The organism is Stenotrophomonas sp. SORGH_AS_0282 (genome assembly GCF_030818125.1).
GTDB classification, from domain to species: domain Bacteria; phylum Pseudomonadota; class Gammaproteobacteria; order Xanthomonadales; family Xanthomonadaceae; genus Stenotrophomonas; species Stenotrophomonas rhizophila_A.
In genome coordinates this window covers 2,349,835-2,368,928 of sequence record NZ_JAUTAB010000001.1, presented here as the reverse complement: position 1 = coordinate 2,368,928, position 19,094 = coordinate 2,349,835, and the positions used below count along the sequence as shown (strand labels likewise).

Sequence of the window (19,094 nt, the reverse complement as noted above, 5' to 3'; positions counted from 1 at the left end):
ATCCCTCGGTAGCGACACGCCACGCGTGTCCCAGGCGGACCCAACCCGCCCATAATGGGCCATGACCGCAGTACCCGAACTCAGCCCCGAGCACGCCCGCCAACGCACCCTCCACGGCGCGCTGTTGATCGACGTGCGTGAACCGCACGAGCGCGCTACCGGTATGGCCGAGGGCGCAAGGGGAATCGCGCAGGGCGATCTCCTGGGCGAAGCCAGCACGCAGCTCCCAGCGCTTGACCGCGAGATCCTGCTGATCTGCCAGAGCGGCAAACGCTCTCTGGACGCTGCTGCGGTGCTGCGTGACCTCGGCTACACCCACATCGCGTCCGTCCACGGCGGCACCACTGCCTGGCGTGCTGCCGGGCTGCCACTCGTGCAGCCGCTGCAGAGCGACGACGAGCGCGATTTCAACGAACGCTACTCACGCCACCTGCTGCTGCCGCAGGTCGGCGTTGCCGGCCAGCAGGCGCTGCTCGGCGCCCGGGTACTGCTGCTTGGCGCGGGCGGCCTTGGTTCGCCGGCCGCCTTCTACCTGGCCGCCGCCGGGGTAGGGCACCTGCGCATCGCCGACGACGACGTGGTGGAGCGCAGCAACCTGCAGCGGCAGATCCTGCATACCGACGCCAGCATCGGCGAACCCAAGGTGCAGTCGGCCCGCGCGCGGCTGCTGGCGCTCAACCCCCGGCTGGACGTGGAAGCGGTGCAGGCGCGGGTCACCTCGGACAACATCGACACGCTGCTCGACGGCGTGGACGTGGTGCTGGACGGCTCGGACAACTTCCCGCTGCGCTACCTGCTCAACGATGCCTGCATCCAGCACGCGATCCCGCTGGTCTACGGCGCGGTGGAGCGTTTCACCGGCCAGGTGTCGGTATTCGACGCCGGCCGCCATCGCGGCCAGGCGCCGTGCTACCGCTGCCTGTTCCCCGAGCCGCCGCCGCCGGAGTTCGCGCCCAACTGTGCCGAGGCCGGGGTGCTGGGCGTGCTGCCGGGCATGGTCGGCCTGCTGCAGGCCACGGAAGTGCTCAAGCTGCTGCTTGGGATCGGTGAGCCGCTGGTGGGGCGGCTGCTGACGTTCGACGCGCTGGGCATGCGGTTCCGTGAGATCCGCCTGGGGCCGGACCCCGCCTGCCCGCTGTGCGCGCCCGGGCAGGCGTTCCCGGGTTACATCGACTACGCCGCATTCTGCGCAGGTCCGTAGGACGATATGGTGATTTACTGACCGATCGTTCCATTCCCGGCACGATCCTGCGCACCTGCGTGCTATGTCCCTGCATCAACTTGTCCTATCGTGATGGCTGATCGGAGTTGCAAGGAACAAACCGCATGGCGGTGGAAGCAGGTGCCAGTGAACTGGTGAAAGTAGTCGCCCTGCTGGGTGCGGCAGTGGTGATGGTGCCGTTGTTCCGCCGGCTGGGATTGGGCTCGGTGCTGGGCTATTTCGCCGCCGGGTTGGCGATCGGTCCGTTCGGCTTCGGCTGGTTCTCCGATCCGCAGGCGATCCTGCATACGGCCGAACTGGGCGTGGTGATGTTCCTGTTCGTGATCGGACTGGAAATGCGGCCTTCGCACCTGTGGAGCCTGCGCAGGGAAATCTTCGGGCTGGGCACGCTGCAGATCGTGGTCTGCGGTGCGGTGCTCACCGGCGTGTGCATGCTGCTCGGCTTCCCGCTGCCGGTGGCCTTCATCGGTGCGGCCGGTTTCGTGCTGACTTCCACGGCCGTGGTGATGCAGCTGCTGGCCGAGCGCGGCGATATCGCGATGCCGTCCGGGCAGAAGATCGTCTCGATCCTGTTGTTCGAGGACCTGCTGATCGTGCCGCTGTTGGCCGTGGTGGCGTTCATGGCGCCGGTGCAGGTCGACGCGGGTACCGGCTCGCGCTGGATCAGCGTGGCCATCGCCGCCGGCGCGATCATCGGGCTGGTGCTGGTCGGGCGGTTCCTGCTCAATCCGCTGTTCCGCATCCTGGCCGCCGCCAAGGCGCGCGAGGTGATGACCGCCGCCGCATTGCTGGTAGTGCTGGGCGCGGCGCTGCTGATGCAGCTGGGCGGGCTGTCGATGGCGATGGGCGCGTTCCTGGCCGGCGTGCTGCTCAGCGAATCCACCTTCCGCCACCAGATCGAAGCCGACATCGAACCGTTCCGCGGCATCCTGCTCGGTCTGTTCTTCCTCAGCGTGGGCATGGCGCTGGATCTCACCGTGGTGGCCAACAACTGGCCGCTGATCGTGTCCGGCGTGCTGGCCCTGATGCTGGCCAAGGCGGTGTGCATCTATGTTGTTGCGCGCATCCTGGGCAGCGACCACCGGCAGGCGCTGGATCGCGGCGTGGTGATGGCACAGGGCGGCGAATTCGCCTTCGTGCTGTTCTCGGCCGCCGCTGCTGCCGGTGTCATCGGTATCGAGGTCAACGCCAACCTGACCGCCATCGTGGTGCTGTCGATGGCGCTCACCCCGCTGTTCGTGCTGCTGCACGACAAGCTGATGCCGGCGCGGGAAGTCTCGCTGGAAGGCGTGGACACCGCCGAGGGCATGTCCGGCAGCGTGCTGATGATCGGCTTCGGTCGTTTCGGCCAGGTGGCCAGCCAGTCGCTGCTGGCCCGCGACGTGGACGTGACCATCATCGACAACGACGTGGACATGATCCACAACGCCGAGCGCTTCGGCTTCAAGATCTACTACGGCGACGGCACCCGCCTGGACGTGCTGCATGCATCGGGCGCGGCCACCGCGCGTGCGATCGCAGTGTGCGTCAACAACGCACAGGATGCGGACCGCATCGTCGAACTGGTCGCGCACGAGTTCCCGCAGGCCAAGCTGCTGGTGCGTTCGTTCGACCGTGAGCACTCGCTGCGCCTGATCCACGCTGGGGTGGACTTCCAGATCCGCGAAACGTTCGAATCCGCGCTGATGTTCGGCCAGGCCGCGCTGGTCGAGCTGGGCGCGGACGAGGACGACGCACGCGACATCGCCGAGCAGATCCGCGAACGCGACGCCGAGCGTTTCGAGCTGGAAATGGCCGGTGGCGACCTGCGTGCCGGTGCGCACATGGTGTTCGGCAGCGCGCTGCCGGGCGTGCCCACGCCGACCCCGTTCACCGCGCCCAAGCGCAAGGCACGCACCCTCAATGCCGACGAAGTGCCGGAAGAAGAGGAATAGGGGACAATACCGTCCCCGCCGCCGCACGCCCCGCATTCGATGAACGATTCCGCCTCCCGTCATTCCGCCCGCATCCTGGACGGACGCCGCATCGCCGAAGACCTGCTGGACAGCCTGAAGGTGCGCGTAGACGCCCGCCTGGCGGCCGGTGGCAGCCGGCCGGGGCTGGCCGTGGTGCTGGTGGGCGGCGATCCGGCCTCGACCGTGTATGTGCGCAACAAGCGCCGTGCCGCCGAGAAGGTCGGGATCGAGGCGTTCGATTACGACCTGCCGGCCGGCACCGGTGAAGCCGAGCTGCTGACCCTGATCGACCAGCTCAATGCAGACCCGAAGATCCACGGCATCCTGGTCCAGCTGCCGCTGCCGGGCATCCCCGACGCCAGCCGCCTGATCCACCGCATCGACCCGCGCAAGGACGTGGACGGCTTCCACCCGGAGAACGTCGGCCACCTGGCCCTGCGCGAATTCGGCCTGCGCCCGTGCACCCCGCGTGGCATCACCACGCTGCTGGGCCATACCGACCAGCCGGTGCGTGGTCGCAACGCCACCATCGTGGGCGTGAGCAATCACGTGGGCCGGCCGATGGGCCTGGAGCTGCTTATCGCCGGCTGCACCGTCACCAGCTGCCACAAGTTCACCCCCAAGGACGTGCTGGAGCAGTCGGTGCGCAATGCCGACATCCTGGTGGTGGCGGTGGGCCGCCCCGGCATCGTGCCGGGCGAGTGGGTCAAGCCGGGCGCGGTGGTGATCGACGTGGGCATCAACCGCCTGGACGATGGCCGCCTGGTCGGCGACGTGGGCTTCGAAGCGGCGGCCGCACGGGCCAGCTGGATCACTCCGGTGCCGGGCGGGGTAGGGCCGATGACCGTGGCTACGCTGATGCAGAACACGATAGAAGCCGCCGAAGCGTCCTGACGCCGGACCGCCGTGACGACCAACGGTCGTCACCTACCGGTAGCGCACGACCGTTGGTCGCGCGGCCCGGCCGCCGAACCGCTGCATGAACGCGCTGCGCCGGCGCGACACAGCGTCGCATCCGCCCCCTGCCCAACGGCGCGAAATCAGGGTAAAATGTCGCGCTTCCCCACATCTCGGGTATGCCGATGCTGCGCATCCAGGCTGAAGCACTGACTTACGACGACGTCTCGCTCGTCCCCGCCCATTCCATCATCCTGCCCAAGGATGTCACCCTGGAAACGCGCCTGACGCGCGACCTGCGGCTGAAGCTTCCGATCCTGTCGGCTGCCATGGATACCGTCACCGAAGCACGCCTGGCCATCGCCATGGCCCAGCTCGGCGGCATGGGCATCATCCACAAGAACCTGAGCGTGGACCAGCAGGCCGCCGAAGTGGCCAAGGTCAAGAAGTTCGAAGCGGGTGTCATCCGCGACCCGATCACGGTCGGCCCGGAAACCACCATCCGCGACGTGCTGGCGCTGACCCAGGCGCGCAACATCTCCGGCGTTCCGGTGGTCGATGGCGGCCAGCTGGTGGGCATCGTGACCCACCGCGACATGCGCTTTGAAACCGAGCTGGACGATCCGGTCCGCCACATCATGACCAAGAAGGATCGCCTGATCACGGTCAAGGAAGGCGCCGCATCCGAGGAAGTGCTGCAGCTGCTGCATCGCAACCGCATCGAAAAGATCCTGGTGGTCAACGATGATTTCGCCCTGCGCGGCCTGATCACCGTCAAGGACATCCAGAAGAACACCGATTACCCCAACGCCGCCAAGGACGTCGCCACGCGCCTGCTGGTGGGTGCCGCGGTGGGCGTCGGCGGCGATACCGATCGCCGCGTCGAAGCGCTGGTCGCCGCCGGTGTGGACGTGCTGGTGGTGGACACCGCGCACGGCCATTCGCAGGGCGTGCTGGACCGTGTCAGCTGGGTCAAGAAGCACTTCCCGCAGGTGCAGGTCGTGGGTGGCAACATCTGCACCGGCGAAGCCGCACTGGCGCTGCTGGACAGCGGCGCGGACGCGGTCAAGGTCGGCATCGGCCCGGGCTCGATCTGCACCACCCGCGTGGTCGCCGGTGTCGGCGTGCCGCAGATCACCGCCATCGACCTGGTGGCCGAAGCGCTGCAGGACCGCATCCCGCTGATCGCCGACGGTGGCATCCGCTACTCCGGCGACATCGGCAAGGCGCTGGCCGCCGGTGCATCGACCATCATGATCGGCGGCCTGCTGGCCGGTACCGAGGAATCGCCCGGTGAAACCGAGCTGTTCCAGGGCCGTTCGTACAAGAGCTACCGCGGCATGGGTTCGCTGGCGGCGATGGAGAAGGGGTCCAAGGACCGCTATTTCCAGGATGCTTCCAGTGCAGACAAGCTGGTGCCCGAAGGCATCGAAGGCCGCGTGCCGTATCGCGGCCCGGTCGGCGGCATCATCCATCAGCTGATGGGCGGCCTGCGCGCCACCATGGGCTACGTGGGCTGCGGCACCATCGAAGACATGCGCAGCAAGCCGAAGTTCGTCAAGATCAGCGGCGCCGGCCAACGTGAGAGCCACGTCCATGACGTGCAGATCACCAAAGAGCCGCCGAACTACCGCGCCTGACGCGGCATGAGCGAAGAGGAACGAGGAAGCTGATTCCCGTTCCTCTTTCTCTATCTGCCATTCGTTGCCTGATTTTCGTTCCTCCGTTTTCCATCCAGCATTGCCGGGCGCCATGACCAACATCCATAACGACAAGATCCTCATCCTCGATTTCGGCGCGCAGTACACCCAGCTGATCGCGCGCCGCATCCGCGAGCTCGGCGTGTACTGCGAAATCTGGGCCTGGGACCACAACCCGGCGGACATTGCCGCGTTCGGCGCCAAGGGCATCATCCTGTCTGGCGGCCCCGAATCGACCACGCTGCCGGGCGCGCCGGCCGCGCCGCAGGAAGTGTTCGACAGCGGGCTGCCGATCTTCGGCATCTGCTATGGCATGCAGACCCTGGCCGCACAGCTCGGCGGCGCTACCGAAGCGGCCGACCAGCGCGAGTTCGGCCATGCCGAAGTCAACGTCGTACACCCGGACGCGCTGTTCAAGGGCCTGAGCGACCATGGCGGCGAGCCGAAGTTGAATGTGTGGATGAGCCACGGCGACCACGTCTCGGTGGCGCCCCCGGGCTTCACCATCACCGCCACCACCGATCGCATTCCGGTGGCCGCGATGGCCAACGAGGAAAAGCGCTGGTATGGCGTGCAGTTCCATCCGGAAGTGACCCACACCCTGCAGGGCCAGGCGCTGCTGCGCCGCTTCGTGGTGGACGTATGCGGCTGCCAGACGCTGTGGACCGCGGCCAACATCATCGACGACCAGATCGCGCGCGTGCGCGAGCAGGTGGGCGATGACGAAGTGATCCTGGGCCTGTCCGGCGGCGTCGATTCGTCGGTGGTTGCCGCGCTGCTGCACAAGGCGATCGGCGACAAGTTGACCTGCGTGTTCGTCGACACCGGCCTGCTGCGCTGGCAGGAAGGCGACCAGGTGATGGCGATGTTCGCCGAGCACATGGGCGTCAAGGTGATCCGCGTCAACGCCGCCGACCGCTACTTCGCCAAGCTGGAAGGCGTGAGCGACCCGGAAGCCAAGCGCAAGATCATCGGCAACCTGTTCGTGGACATCTTCGACGAAGAGTCCAACAAGCTCAGCAACGCCAAGTGGCTGGCGCAGGGCACCATCTACCCCGACGTGATCGAGTCGGCCGGCAGCAAGACCGGCAAGGCCCACGTGATCAAGAGCCACCACAACGTCGGCGGCCTGCCCGAGCACATGAAGCTGGGCCTGGTGGAACCGCTGCGCGAGTTGTTCAAGGACGAAGTGCGCCGCCTCGGCGTCGAGCTCGGCCTGCCGCGCAGCATGGTCTACCGCCATCCGTTCCCGGGCCCGGGCCTGGGCGTGCGCATCCTGGGCGAAGTGAAGCGTGAGTACGCCGAGCTGCTGGCCAAGGCCGATGCGATCTTCATCGATGAGCTGCGCAAGGCCGACCTGTACGACAAGACCAGCCAGGCCTTCGCGGTGTTCCTGCCGGTGAAGTCGGTGGGCGTGGTGGGCGACGCCCGTGCGTACGAGTGGGTGATCGCGCTGCGCGCGGTGGAAACCATCGACTTCATGACCGCGCACTGGGCGCACCTGCCATATGACTTCCTGGGCACGGTGAGCAACCGGATCATCAATGAGTTGCGTGGCGTCTCGCGCGTGGTCTACGACATTTCCGGCAAGCCGCCGGCAACGATCGAGTGGGAGTAACCACCCGGTAGCGCGGGGCTCTGCCCCGCTGCGCCCTGCCGAAACGGGTCATGGCCCATCGGCGCGCATCGCTGCATCCAGACAGTCGAGCGCTTCGCCAAAGCGGATGGTGTCGATCAAGCGGGCCATTGGCGCCAACGCTGCCGCCAATGGATTGCCTTCTGCGTGCAGTTGATGCGTGAGGCGTTCGAATACCTCCTGGGCGTCGGCATCGTTCTCCGACAGCAGCGCGCGCAGTCGCGTCAGCAGCAGCGCTGCGGCTGGCCCGGGAGCGGCCGTTGGCACGCCAGTCACGGGAGCGTCGGCTGCTGTCCGGCGTTCATCGATGCCTGCCGACGCAATCGCGTCAAGTACCGGCTGCAGCCGCCCCGCCGTCTCGGCAAGGAGGGCTTCCAGGCTGTCCGTGTCGGCGCGGTCGAGGCATGCCCTTTCCAGCCTGGCCGCCGCTTCTGCAACGCCAGTGGCGCCCACGGTTCCGGCCGTCCCTCGAAGCGTGTGGGCACGGCGCATCGTGGCTTCGGCATCGCCCTCGCGCAGGGCCCGGGTGAAAATCGCCCAGAAAGCTCATGTTCTCGGTCCGGAACAGGCCCAGCAGGCGCCGGTAGAACTTCACATCGTTATCGACGCCGGCCAGGCTCCGGGCGACATCAATGCCTGTGATGGCGGGGAACGCGGAAGCGGGTGGGTCGCTGACGCGTACCGCGGACGCCGCACTGAAGGCGCGGTCGGTGCCGATCCACTTTGCCATGCACGCAAACATGGCCTCCATGCGCAGGGGCTTGGCGATATGGTCGACCATTCCAGCGGCCAGCACCTTTTCGCGGTCGCCTGCCATCGCATTGGCGGTCATGGCGATGATGGGAAGGTGCTGGAACCGCGGCTGGGCGCGCAGGCGACGGGTCGCCTCGTAGCCGTCCATCACCGGCATCTGGCAGTCCATCAGCACGCCATCAAAGCTGGATTCGCGCGACAGGATGTCCAATGCTTCCTGCCCGTTGACCGCCAACGTGACCTCGATGCCGGCCTGGCCAAGGAATTCGCGCGCAACCTCCTGGTTCAGTTCATTGTCCTCGACCAGCAGCACACGCGAACCCCGCAGCTGCTCGAACCGCGTTGAACCGGCTGACGCCTTGAGTTCAATGCGGTCATCGCCCACGGTGCCCGTGCCGAGTGCCTGGCCGATCGACTCAAGCAGGGTTGACGGCGTAACCGGCTTGGTCAGCACACCCTTCAGGCGCGCCCCGGTGGTCGCCGCTTCGGCAATCGCTTCGTCCCGCCCGAAGGCGGTCACCATGATGACCGCCGGTGCCTCGCCCTCGCTGAGCGACTGCAGCCTGCGGACGACTTCCACGCCGTCCATCGCCGGCATTTTCCAGTCCATCAGTACCAGGTCGTAAGCAAGCTGCTTTGCGTAGGCCTGGCGCACCATGCGCAGCCCCTGCGTGCCGTTGCGCGCGGTATCCACCTCCAGCCCGAACTGCCTGGCCATCGTCGAAAGGATCTCGCGCGCCGCCGCGTTGTCGTCGACCACGAGTACGCGCAGCCCCTGCAGTTCCTCCGCCCGGAACATGCGGCGCGGGGCAGGGTCCGCCTGCAGGCCAAAGTGCGCATGGAAGTGGAACGTGGAGCCTTGGTCCGGCATGCTGTCCACCCAGATCCGGCCACCCATCAGCTCCACCAGGGTGCGCGAGATCGCCAGTCCCAGCCCGGTGCCGCCGTACCGGCGCGTTGTCGAACCGTCGGCCTGGCTGAAGGACTGGAACATGCGGGCGCATTGCTCCGGGGTCATCCCGATGCCGGTGTCCTTCACCCAGAAGTGCAGCGCGATACCGTCATCGGTGAGCGCCGCGGTTTCAATGCCCAGGATCACTTCGCCACGCTCGGTGAACTTGAGCGCGTTGCTGCACAGGTTCAGCAGCACCTGGCCAAGACGAAGCGCGTCGCCGACCAGCGCCGTAGGGACGTCCGCAGCGCAGCTGAACAGAAGTTCGAGCCCTTTATCCTCCGCCTTCATCGACACCAGATTGGCTACGTGGTCGAGTACGTCCTCCAGCCGGAAGTCGAGGCGCTCCATCCCCATCTTGCCGGCCTCGATCTTGGAGAAGTCCAGGATGTCGTTGATGATGCCCAGCAGCGCTTCGGCAGAGCGGTTCACCTTTTCGATGTAGTTTCGCTGCCGTGGCGCGAGTTCGGTCTGCAGCGCAAGGTGGGACATGCCGATGATGGCGTTCATCGGCGTACGTATCTCGTGGCTCATGTTCGCCAGGAATTCGCTCTTGGCGCGGGTCGCTTCTTCGGCTGCTTCCTTGGCCCGAAGCGTCTCATCCTCCAGCTGCCTGCGCTCGGTCACGTCCTGGTGGATGCCGACCAGGCGCACGGCGCGTCCGCCGTGGTCACGTTCGGTGGCGCGACCCAACGAGTGGATCCAGCGCCACGCGCCCGAACGGTCCCGCATGCGGAAATGGGCGTCGAAGTCGTCGGCCTCGGGGTCGTTGATGCAATGGTCGAACTGCCGATGGACCTCGACGCTGTCATCCGGATGCAGCATCGCGTCCCACGCTTTCGCCGCTCCACCGGCACTGCTCAGCTCATCCAGGCTGTAGCCCAGCATCTGCGCCCAGATGGTGTTGACCTCGCTGGTGCCGGTGGCCACGTCCCAGTCCCACAGGCCAAGGTTGCCGCCGCGGAGGGCGAAGCCCAGCCGTTGCTCGGTGGCACGCAGGCGGGTGACATCGCGCACTGCCGCGCATACGCAGACCCCGCCGCCCCCGAACGCGGGAAGCCGCGACAGGCCCACGTCGATCGGGAACGTGCTGCCGTCCCGGCGTCGCCCCGACAGTTCGTTGTTGCGCACCGCCATGGAACGCATGCCGCCGGCCTGCATGAAACCGTCTCGCAGTCCGGGATGGGCCGCGCGCACGGCATCGGGCACCAGCGTTTCGATGAGCTTGCCGTGCAGCTCGCCAGTGGCATAGCCGAACATGCGCTCGAGTTGGGGGTTGACCATGGTGATGCGGCCGTCCGCGCCGGCCACCAGCAACCCATCGGGGGAGGAATCGAAGATGCCCCGGTACCATGCTTCGGTCGCCTGGATCGCATCCTTCTGTGCGGCCAACTCGGTGGACTGGACTTCGAGTTCCGAGGCCTGGGCCCGGGTTTCCTCAAGCAGCAGCTGGGTATGCTCGGCGCGTTGCATGATCTCCAGGTTGCCCGCAAGCGTAGGCAAGGCGGCGTCGAGCAACGCGTGCCGCGCAGGGCTGGGTAGGTCGAGGCTGGCGACTTCGAGTACGCCGAGCACTCGGGCACCCCGGATCAGCGGGATCACGCTTACGGACCTTGCCGCCGCGCTGCCCAGCGCGGAGCCGATGCGCAGGTAGTCGGCGGGCGGATCGGCAAGGAGGATCGGCGCTCTGCTTGCCGCGCACTGGCCGACCAGGCCCTCGCCCAGCCGGATCTGGCCCGGTGGGGCGTCATGGCCATCGTTGGCGAAGCCCGAGAGCAGGCGCAGCCTGTGATGCACTTCGTCATGGAGATACAGGGCGGCCCGGCCGACGCCAAGCAGGGGCGCCATGAACGCAAAGAAAACCTTGGCAAGTTCCTGGGTACTCGTCGCAGACTGCAGTTCGGCCGACAAGGCGGCCGACGATGCCTTGACCCACCGCTGGTCTTCCAGCTCACGCGCGGCCACCTGAAGGACGGCAACGGCGCGGGCGAGGGCGCCCATGTCATTGGGGTGTGCGGTATGCGGTACCTCGTGCTGGAGGTCCCCGCCCGCAATGCGCTCCACCGCCTTCCTCAGCTCGACTGCGGGGATGCCGATCGAGCGCGTGATCAGCCAGGCGAAGATCGTGCTGAACACACCCCCCAGGAGCAGGATCGTCCACACCCACCGCTTCGTATCAACGGCCAGTGCCTGCACCTTCTGCAACGACAGCCGCGCGCCTTCTTCCTTGGTCGTGGCGACCGCTTCCATGGCGTTGGCTACCGCATCCCCCATATCGGCGAACTGCGGGCTCGATGCTTGAGCACGCGCTTCCTGGAGCCTGCCTTGGCGCGCCAGTTGGAGTACGGCGGTCATGTTCCGCCGGTAGGTGGCGTAGTCCCGCTCGAACGCCGCCAGGTGCGCACGGTTGATGTCGCGGAAGACACGCTGGTGCAGCTGGTCCAGCTCTCGCTGCAGCTGCGCGTGCTCGCGTTCGATCTGCTGTGACGCCAAGGCCTGCAGCGACGGATCGGCGGTGAGCAGCGCCTGGCGCAGGTGGCGACCCATGGTCGCGTAGTGGAACTGCACGGCGCGCGCGTTGGAGACCCCCTGCAGGTCTTTTTCGTACATGCGCTGGATTTCAGCGCTGAACCTGCCCAGCGCGTGGACGCCGAGGATGCCCAGCCCCACGGCCAGCAAGAGCATGACGGCGAAGGCCGCCGACAGTTTGTGGCCCAGTGACGCACCCTGCAGGTAGCGGCTCAGGGCGTTCATCGCGAAGTGTCCTCGAACTGACGGGATATCCGCTCCAGCTCGGGGAGCAGCCCGAGAAAAGCATCCAGGATGTCAGGGTCGAAATGCCTGCCGCGGCCCTCACGCATGATCGCGACCGCTTCTTCCTGGGACATGGCCTTCTTGTAGACCCGACGGCTGAGCAGCGCGTCATACACATCCGCGACCGCCATGATCCGCGCCGACAGCGGGATCGCCTCGCCTGCAAGCCCCTGCGGATACCCGCTGCCGTCCCATTTCTCCTGGTGCCCGTAGGCGATTTCCTTTGCGTACGCCAGGAACTCCACCGGCATGCCAAGCGCGTCTTCTGCGTGCTGAATCGCGTCGCGCCCCAGCGTGGTGTGGGTCTTCATGATCTCGAACTCGTGGGGTTCGAACGGGCCGGGCTTGAGCAGGATGCTGTCCGGGATGCCCACCTTGCCGATGTCATGCAGGGGGGCGGACTTGAACAGACTGTCGATGGTGGCGTCATCCAGCTGCGAACGAAAACGCGGGTGGTTCTGGAGCGCAGTCGCCAGGGCACGGACATAATGCTGGGTGCGGCGGATGTGATTGCCGGTTTCGTTGTCGCGCGTTTCGGCGAGCGACGCGAGGGCATGGATGGTGACGTCCTGGATCGCGGTCAGCTCGCGCGTGCGCCGCTGTACCTCGTTTTCAAGGAATGCGTTCTGGTCCCGCAGGAAATCGGCTGCTGCCTTGGCCTGCAGTTGCGTGGCGACACGGGCGATCAGGACCGGCGGATTGATCGGCTTGGTGATGAAGTCCGCCGCCCCGAGTTCCAGCCCTTTCTTTTCATCTTCGGGTTCGGCCATTGCCGTGAGGAAGATGATCGGAATGTGCCGGGTCACCGGTGATGCCTTCAGTGCCCTGCAGACATCATGTCCTGAGAGGCCGGGCATCATGACGTCCAGCAGAATCAGGTCGGGAAGCGGTTCGGTGCCAGCGGCCTCGAGGCCTGCCTCGCCGGAGTTGACCATCCTGATTCGATAACGCGACTTCAGCAGGCCGGAGATCAGCCAGAGGTTCTCGGGCGAATCGTCGACCGCAAGTATGGTCGGGCGGGAAGCGGCTTCCGTAACGGTATCCATTCCCTTACCCCCGGTTCATTTTCGGCACTATCCTCCAGCCGACGGGACACGTGCAAGCGGTCTTGATCAGCAGGCTATCAACTAGTAGGATGAGGAATGGTTCACGACCTCTCCCCCAAAGCCGCTGAAATCGTCGCCCACGCCCGCACGTTGCTGGAGGCCGGCGGCTACAACGGCTTCAGCTATGCCGATATCTCGGCCAGGGTGAACATCAGCAAGGCCAGCATTCATCATCACTTTCCGAGCAAGGCCGAGCTGGTTCGCACGGTGGTGGCGCTGTACCGCGCCGAGGCCCGCGAGGGCCTGGCCATGCTGGACCGGCAGTTGGGTGATCCGCTGAAAGAACTCAATGCCTACGTAGACTACTGGTCCAGCTGCATCGCCGGTGGCACGGCCTCGTTCTGCATCTGCGCCATGCTGGCGGCGGAGTCGCCGATGATTCCGCCCGAAATTGCCGAAGAAGTGCGCGGGCATTTCGAGGATCTCAGTGGCTGGCTGACCGCCACCTTGGAGAAGGGCGTAGCGCAGGGACAGTTCCAGCTGCAGGGCGCACCGTCGGATGAGGCCAAGGCCTTCATGGCCTCCGTGCATGGGGCGATGCTCGCCGCGCGTGGGTTCGGTGACGCACAGACGTTCGCCGCCCTGGCGCGGCTGTCGGTTGCGCGGGTGACTGCACAGCGTTGAACTATTTTTCGTAAGCCCGCCTTGTGCGGGCTTTTCCATGACCAGTGCACCTACCTACTAGTAGATTTAATTGAGGATTACTCCCATGACACATCCGCTCTCGACACTCGGTGTACTGCATACCGCCATCAGCCTCATCCCGGTGCTGGCCGGCATCTACGGCTTCGTGCGCCATCGGAAAATCGACCCCGCCACCGGGGCCGGAAAGCTCTATCTGGTCGGCCTGGTGCTTGCTGTGGCGACCTCGTTCACCGTCTCCAGCACCGGTGGCCTCAACCCCGGCCCACGCCTTCGGCATCGTGGTGCTGCTGGTGGCGTTCGGCGGGGTGCTGGTGAACAAGATCGGCTTCCTTGGGCGACTGCGACCGTACCTGTCCGTGTTCGCGCTGTCCTTCAGTTTCCTGCTCGGGTTGGTGCCTGCCGTCAATGAATCGCTGACCCGCCTGCCGGTGTCGCATCCGCTGGCCGCCGCACCGATGGCGCCGGTAGTGCTGCAGACCCTGCTGGGTTGCTTTGTCGTGTTCCTCATCGGCATCACCGCGCAGGGCTGGATGATCCATGCGCGCAACAGGCGCATGGAGTGACGTGCAGCCGGGCAGGGCCCGGCGCTACCAGACTGCTTCCAGCGTGCGGAACGGCTTGCTGATCAGAACCCCTTTCGCATCAAACTCCTGCACATCCCGCCCATCCACCCGCACCTGGCTGGGCCGCGTGCGCGAAGGCCACCAGACCCGGACCGCAGCGTCCTTCCGCAGCCCCTTGCCCAACGTCACTTTGAGCGTGTTGCCACGCTGCACCGCGTCCATCTGCAGCGTCCCGAACGCCGTTGGCAACCGCTCCACGGCCAACCCGTCGCCCACCAGCCACGACGGCGGCGTACCCGGCAGCAGCGACAGCGCATCGTCGTCCTCACGCATCAACATGCCGAACAACGTGCGCCCGTACTCGGCACCAATCCACGTGTGCGGCATGTCACCCAGGTAGCGCGGGAAGCGCAGCCGCGAGTGGACGACTTCCGCCAGCACCTGCCATTCCAGCGGCCGGCGGTCGCGCAGCAGGCCCTGCAGCAGTTCGTCTGCGGCTTCGGGCTGGTCCAGGTGGACGTAGCTGAGCACATTGCGGATTTCATACGGGGTGTAGGCGTACAGCGCGTCGGGCTGGTTGCGCTTGCGCACGTCTTCCAGGTAGCGCGCGAAGGTGGTGCGCAGGGCCTGCTCGGGCAGCACGTCCTGCGCGCCGGTGGGGTCCAGCGCGATCGAAACGCCGGTAGGGTCGCCATCGCCCAGGTCGGCGGAGGAGGGGATGAAGTCGATGCCCTTCCACGCCATGGTGGCGCGGATCGAAGCGGCCAGCGCGTCGTGCAGCAAGCGGTGCTGTTCGCGCGCCCACGCGGCAGTTTCGTGATCACCCAGCGATTCGGCCAGCCACGCGCCGTCATGCCAGCCCTTCAGGCCCCAGTAGTCGTCCCAGTAACTGTGGGTCGGCGAGGGGTAGCCTTCGTGACTGATCGACGGTGCCAGGATGCCGGCGAACCGCTCCGGCGCGGGCTGGCTGGCCATGTAGCCGGGCACCAGCGTGCGCTCGCGCAGTTCCTGCAGGAAGCGCAGGGCGGCTTTCACCTTCGGCAGGTAGGCGCGCACCGATTCCGGGCCACCGTCCAGACGCGCGACATCGGCCACCAACGCAACGTATTGGCCCTGGCTGTCGTATTCGATGTCCGAACCGAAGCCGGTGTTGACGCTGCCGTCGTTGTTGAGGATCGGCGAAACCAGGCCGTTGGCGTGCACGCCATGTTCGGTGTACCAGGCCAGGTAGTCGCGCGCGATCCGTGATTCGCCCATGCGCAGCAGCACTGCCGAGGTGGCCATGCCGTCGCGGATGAAGGAGCGGTTGTAGTTGCGCGGTCCCGGTTGCATCGCCGGGCCGGTCTGGTTGATCAGCATGTACGCCGCTTGGGCGCGCAGCATATCCACCAGCGAAGGGTCGGGCAGGCGCAGGCCGACCTGGCCCAGCCGCCTCTGCCAATCTCCGGAAACGCGGGTGGCAAGGCTGTCGAAAATCGCGGCGGGATCGCGGCTGTTGACGCCGAACGCGATCGGCAACGGCTCCGGAAGCGCGCCATCGCTGTTGGCAGCCGCGGTACCCAGCGGGAACGCGACCACGACCGACCGGGTGGCACCCGGGGCGAGGTCGATGCGGTAGGCGAGGGCGGCCGCTGCCAGGCCATCCGGGTCATCGGTCTGTTGCGCATTGGGCAGATCGCCCTGCGCGACCGCAGCGGTGATCTCGGTACTGCCATCGGGGCCGAACGGCGCCACGCCTGAAGCATCCACCGGCGTCAGCGAATGCAGCAGTGAGCGCCCGTTGACCCGCACCGTGGTGCCGTCGATGGCCACCGAGCGGATCGGCGAGAGGCCTCCGTTCTGCCACGGCGGATTCATCTGCATCGGGCGCGTCACCAGCGACAGGCTGCCGGCGATGGGGGCAGTGCCCACGTTGCGCAGGCGGTGGCGCACCAGCGTGACCGGTTGGCCGCCCAGCTCCACGGCGAAGGCCTCACTCTTCAATTCCAGGCCGGGTTGCGGTTTCCATGTCACCGAGGGCATCGGCTTCCAACCGTCGCGCAGCGCGTGCTGCACTGGCTGGTCGGCGGCGCCGGCGGCAGTGCCATCGGCACTGCGCCAGATCGGCTGTACCAACGGTGCGCCCTTGAACGCTTCGATGTTGCCGTACTCGTCGAAGATCGATTTCTGCAGGCCGCCGTGCACGCCCACGGCGGTCCAGTAGGTCTGCTGCAGGTGCAGGGAGGACGGGAACAGGGCCCGCTGCGCACCGTTGGCCGCGTTCTGGTAGCGCTTCATCGGCGTCATCACCGCCGCCGGGCCGAGCAGGCGCAGGCGCGCGATCTTCGGCGCATCACCCTGCACATGCAGGCGCAGCGCCTGTGCTGTTACCGGCGCGCTGCCGGCCAGCCAGCTCTGCTGCCGGCTGCCGGCCTGCGGGTCATGCGCGAGTTCGCTCCAGCGTCCCTGTGCATCCTGTACCTGAAGGCGCGCGCCGCCGTGTGCGCCTGCCCAGTCCACTGCCAACCCGGTGGTGGAGAGGGCCCTCGGCAGGGCGATCTCCAATACGTGGCTGCCGTCTTTCCCGGCGGGGATGGCCACGGCGCTGCCGCCTTGCCACACGGCCGCTGCCTGGGTCGCGTCCAATCCGGGCATGCGTGCTGTCGCGCGCTGGTCGAGCGGCTCGAGTTCGAAGATGGACACGCCCCAGTCCGAGGTCCGCTCAGGGCTGGCCAGCCGCAGGTAGCGGGCCTGGCGCGGCGCGAAATAGAGGGTTTCGATGCCGCCGAGCGAGTCGCGCATGGTGTATGCGGTCTGCCACTGCCTCCCATCCAGTGAGGTCTGCAGGCTGTAGCCCTCCGGATTGGAGACGTCCCAGGTGAGGCGCGCGCCGCTGAGCGTGCCGGGTTTTCCCAGATCCACCTGGAACCAGTGGCCCGGGCTGAACGCTCCGCCGGTGACGGTCTTGGGATCGCCGTCGATGAGGTGGCTGACCGCCATGGCCGGGACTTGCTGGGAGGAACTGCTGGCACGCCACTGACCACGGTCAGGGAGGTTCTGGGCCACGCTGGCCGAAGCGAAGGCCAGGCCGAGTACCGGAAGCAGCGCGGCGCGACGAGCGATGTGCAAACCCATCAAAAAGTCCTTGCCTGATATGCCTCGCCAATGAGGCAGCGCCAAGCTAGCAGGCGCTGTAATCGTTTACACGACGCGATGCAATATCAGGACCCGCGTAAAGGTGCGGTACTCCACACATTCTTCACATGGCGGTGGAAGGAGTCTGGCCAGCAAAGCACGATCAGGACACCTGTTCACGGAAGAGGGTGATGGTTGTCAGTTGACAACTACCGCCCGCACCGCCACACTGGAGCCGTCCGATGGCAAGACCGAAACATCCAAAGCGGGAAGTAGAAGCTGCCATCGCGCACGCCGAGGCGATGGGTTGGCGGGTAGTAGTTGGCGGGAGCCATGCATGGGGGCGCATCTACTGCCCCTTCAACGACAAGGACTGCCGCTGTGGTGAATTCTGCATTTCCAGCATCTGGAGTACGCCGAAGAATCCAGGCAACCACGCAGAAGCATTGCGTCGCGTCGTAAACAACTGCGCGAAGCGCAGGTGATCAATGTCCGAGGAGCAGGATCATGGAGTACATCTTCACCCTGAAGTACCAGTTGCCAGACGCCCATGGCGACCTGCAGGCGCTGGTTGAACAGCTTGGGGAGCAGGGGTGCGATGACGCCCTGGTCGGCACCGGATTGCCAGGCCGTATCGCGCTGGAGTTCACGCGTGAGGCCGGGAATGCTGACGCTGCGGTGCGCAGTGCGCTTGACGATGTGCGGCGTGCCCTGCCAGGCGCGACCCTGATCGAGGTGACGCCCGATCTGGTCGGCCTCACCGACGTCGCCGCCCTGGTCGGGGTGTCGCGGCAGAACATGCGGAAGCTGATGCTGTCCCATCCAGACAGTTTTCCCCTCCCCGTACACGACGGCAGCACCTCGATCTGGCACCTGGCCGATGTCCTGGCCTGGCTGCAGGCACGCGGTGGCTATGCGTTGACCGCGGGCCTTGTGGAGGTTGCCCGGGCAGCGCTTGAAGTGAATGTCGCCAGGGAAGGGATGCGGCTTTCCCGGTCGAATCCTGCCGGAACGAACTGAGCGCCTGCCTGCCTTGACGAATCGTCAAGTGGTGCAGGCCGCGACTTGACGGGCTGCTGGTTCAAGCATGGCCGCGCTTTCCCCAGACTGGTTCACGAAGTCACAGCCACCCGGCTGTCGACGCAGTCGAACCATCAAGGGGACAACCAGATGATCAGCATTCCTGTTTCAGACACCTCGCACGCCCGCCTGTCCCGCGTTTCGCGCTGGCTGTGCAGCATCGGCTACGCCTTCCTTGCAGTGTTCTTTGCCTGGTCGGCCCTGAGCGGACACCGCCAGGCCGAAGCCATCCTCAAGGATGCGGTGACCGTGCAGGCACCGGTACAGGTGGACCACATCGAGGAAAAGCGCCGCAAGGGGCGGGTGTCCTACCAGTACCACTTCCGCTACGACTTCAGCGTTGATGGCGTTGAGTACACCGGTCACTTCTCCACCTCCGAAGACAACGCCACGCCGTACCTGGGCGAAGCGCCGCAGGTCGACGTGGCTTACGCACGCAGCAACCCCGCGCAGTTCGATCGGCTTGATCGGCTCGAAGGCCAGAAAGGGCTGGGTTCGGTACTGGGCCGGGTGATCGTGGCGCTGGGCATGCTGGCGATCCTGGTCTTCGTGGTGCACCTGCTGGTGACGCGCAAGCTGTTCGTGCGCCAGGGTCCTGCGCTTCCTGCGGTCTGAGCCGGCGGCAGGCAGGGGAGCGCAGGCATGGTTGACAGTCCA

General features: G+C 66.3%; 14 protein-coding genes. 10 read left to right on the top strand and 4 right to left on the bottom strand.

Annotation, left to right across the window (positions count from 1 at the left end):
* The first annotated feature begins 61 nt into the window (after window positions 1-61).
* The 5 genes from moeB to guaA all read left to right on the top strand — a co-directional run bounded on the left by moeB (window position 62) and on the right by guaA (window position 7,392).
* Complete coding sequence (moeB, locus tag QE395_RS10470) at window positions 62-1,201, top strand: molybdopterin-synthase adenylyltransferase MoeB (protein WP_306988959.1); 1,140 nt, start codon at window positions 62-64, stop codon at window positions 1,199-1,201.
* A gap of 125 nt (window positions 1,202-1,326) precedes the next feature.
* Window positions 1,327-3,156: a monovalent cation:proton antiporter-2 (CPA2) family protein gene (locus QE395_RS10465; protein ID WP_306988957.1), complete on the top strand. Its 1,830-nt coding sequence runs from the start codon at window positions 1,327-1,329 to the stop codon at window positions 3,154-3,156.
* Between the two features lie 39 nt (window positions 3,157-3,195).
* Window positions 3,196-4,071, top strand: a complete 876-nt coding sequence (folD, locus tag QE395_RS10460; RefSeq protein ID WP_306988955.1) for a bifunctional methylenetetrahydrofolate dehydrogenase/methenyltetrahydrofolate cyclohydrolase FolD — start codon at window positions 3,196-3,198, stop codon at window positions 4,069-4,071.
* A 188-nt stretch (window positions 4,072-4,259) separates the two neighbouring features.
* A complete protein-coding gene (gene guaB / locus QE395_RS10455) occupies window positions 4,260-5,714 on the top strand; it encodes an IMP dehydrogenase (protein ID WP_068854633.1) in 1,455 nt (484 codons plus the stop codon).
* Between the two features lie 112 nt (window positions 5,715-5,826).
* Window positions 5,827-7,392, top strand: coding sequence for a glutamine-hydrolyzing GMP synthase (guaA, locus tag QE395_RS10450; RefSeq protein ID WP_093534421.1), 1,566 nt, complete (start codon window positions 5,827-5,829; stop codon window positions 7,390-7,392).
* Window positions 7,393-7,440: 48 nt separating this feature from the next.
* On the opposite strand, the gene QE395_RS10445 is transcribed toward guaA, so the two are convergent.
* From QE395_RS10445 to QE395_RS10435, 3 genes are read right to left on the bottom strand one after another with little or no spacing between them, the layout of a single operon-like run.
* Entirely contained in the window at window positions 7,441-7,686 is a 246-nt protein-coding gene (locus QE395_RS10445; RefSeq protein WP_306988952.1) for a hypothetical protein, read from the bottom strand.
* Window positions 7,687-7,738: 52 nt separating this feature from the next.
* Window positions 7,739-11,869, bottom strand: coding sequence for a response regulator (locus QE395_RS10440; RefSeq protein WP_306988950.1), 4,131 nt, complete (start codon window positions 11,867-11,869; stop codon window positions 7,739-7,741).
* Window positions 11,866-12,975, bottom strand: a complete 1,110-nt coding sequence (locus tag QE395_RS10435; protein WP_249834113.1) for a two-component system response regulator — start codon at window positions 12,973-12,975, stop codon at window positions 11,866-11,868. Before QE395_RS10435 ends, QE395_RS10440 begins: the two co-directional genes overlap by 4 nt.
* Window positions 12,976-13,071: 96 nt before the next feature.
* Here QE395_RS10435 and QE395_RS10430 point away from each other — a divergent pair, with 96 nt between their 5' ends.
* Entirely contained in the window at window positions 13,072-13,659 is a 588-nt protein-coding gene (locus tag QE395_RS10430) for a TetR/AcrR family transcriptional regulator (protein WP_306988947.1), read from the top strand.
* A 266-nt stretch (window positions 13,660-13,925) separates the two neighbouring features.
* Window positions 13,926-14,243: a hypothetical protein gene (locus tag QE395_RS10425; RefSeq protein ID WP_306988945.1), complete on the top strand. Its 318-nt coding sequence runs from the start codon at window positions 13,926-13,928 to the stop codon at window positions 14,241-14,243.
* A 24-nt stretch (window positions 14,244-14,267) separates the two neighbouring features.
* Here QE395_RS10425 and QE395_RS10420 read toward each other — a convergent pair whose 3' ends face one another.
* Entirely contained in the window at window positions 14,268-17,357 is a 3,090-nt protein-coding gene (locus tag QE395_RS10420; protein WP_306988943.1) for a discoidin domain-containing protein, read from the bottom strand.
* Between the two features lie 242 nt (window positions 17,358-17,599).
* On the opposite strand from QE395_RS10420, the gene QE395_RS10415 reads away from it, so the two are divergent.
* The 3 genes from QE395_RS10415 to QE395_RS10405 all read left to right on the top strand — a co-directional run bounded on the left by QE395_RS10415 (window position 17,600) and on the right by QE395_RS10405 (window position 19,052).
* Window positions 17,600-17,842, top strand: a complete 243-nt coding sequence (locus QE395_RS10415; RefSeq protein ID WP_306988941.1) for a hypothetical protein — start codon at window positions 17,600-17,602, stop codon at window positions 17,840-17,842.
* A gap of 22 nt (window positions 17,843-17,864) precedes the next feature.
* Window positions 17,865-18,377 carry a DNA-binding protein gene (locus QE395_RS10410; protein WP_306988939.1) on the top strand — a complete coding sequence of 171 codons (513 nt, stop codon included), beginning with the start codon at window positions 17,865-17,867 and terminating at the stop codon, window positions 18,375-18,377.
* Between the two features lie 150 nt (window positions 18,378-18,527).
* A complete protein-coding gene (locus tag QE395_RS10405; protein WP_306988937.1) occupies window positions 18,528-19,052 on the top strand; it encodes a DUF3592 domain-containing protein in 525 nt (174 codons plus the stop codon).
* Window positions 19,053-19,094: the final 42 nt, after the last annotated feature.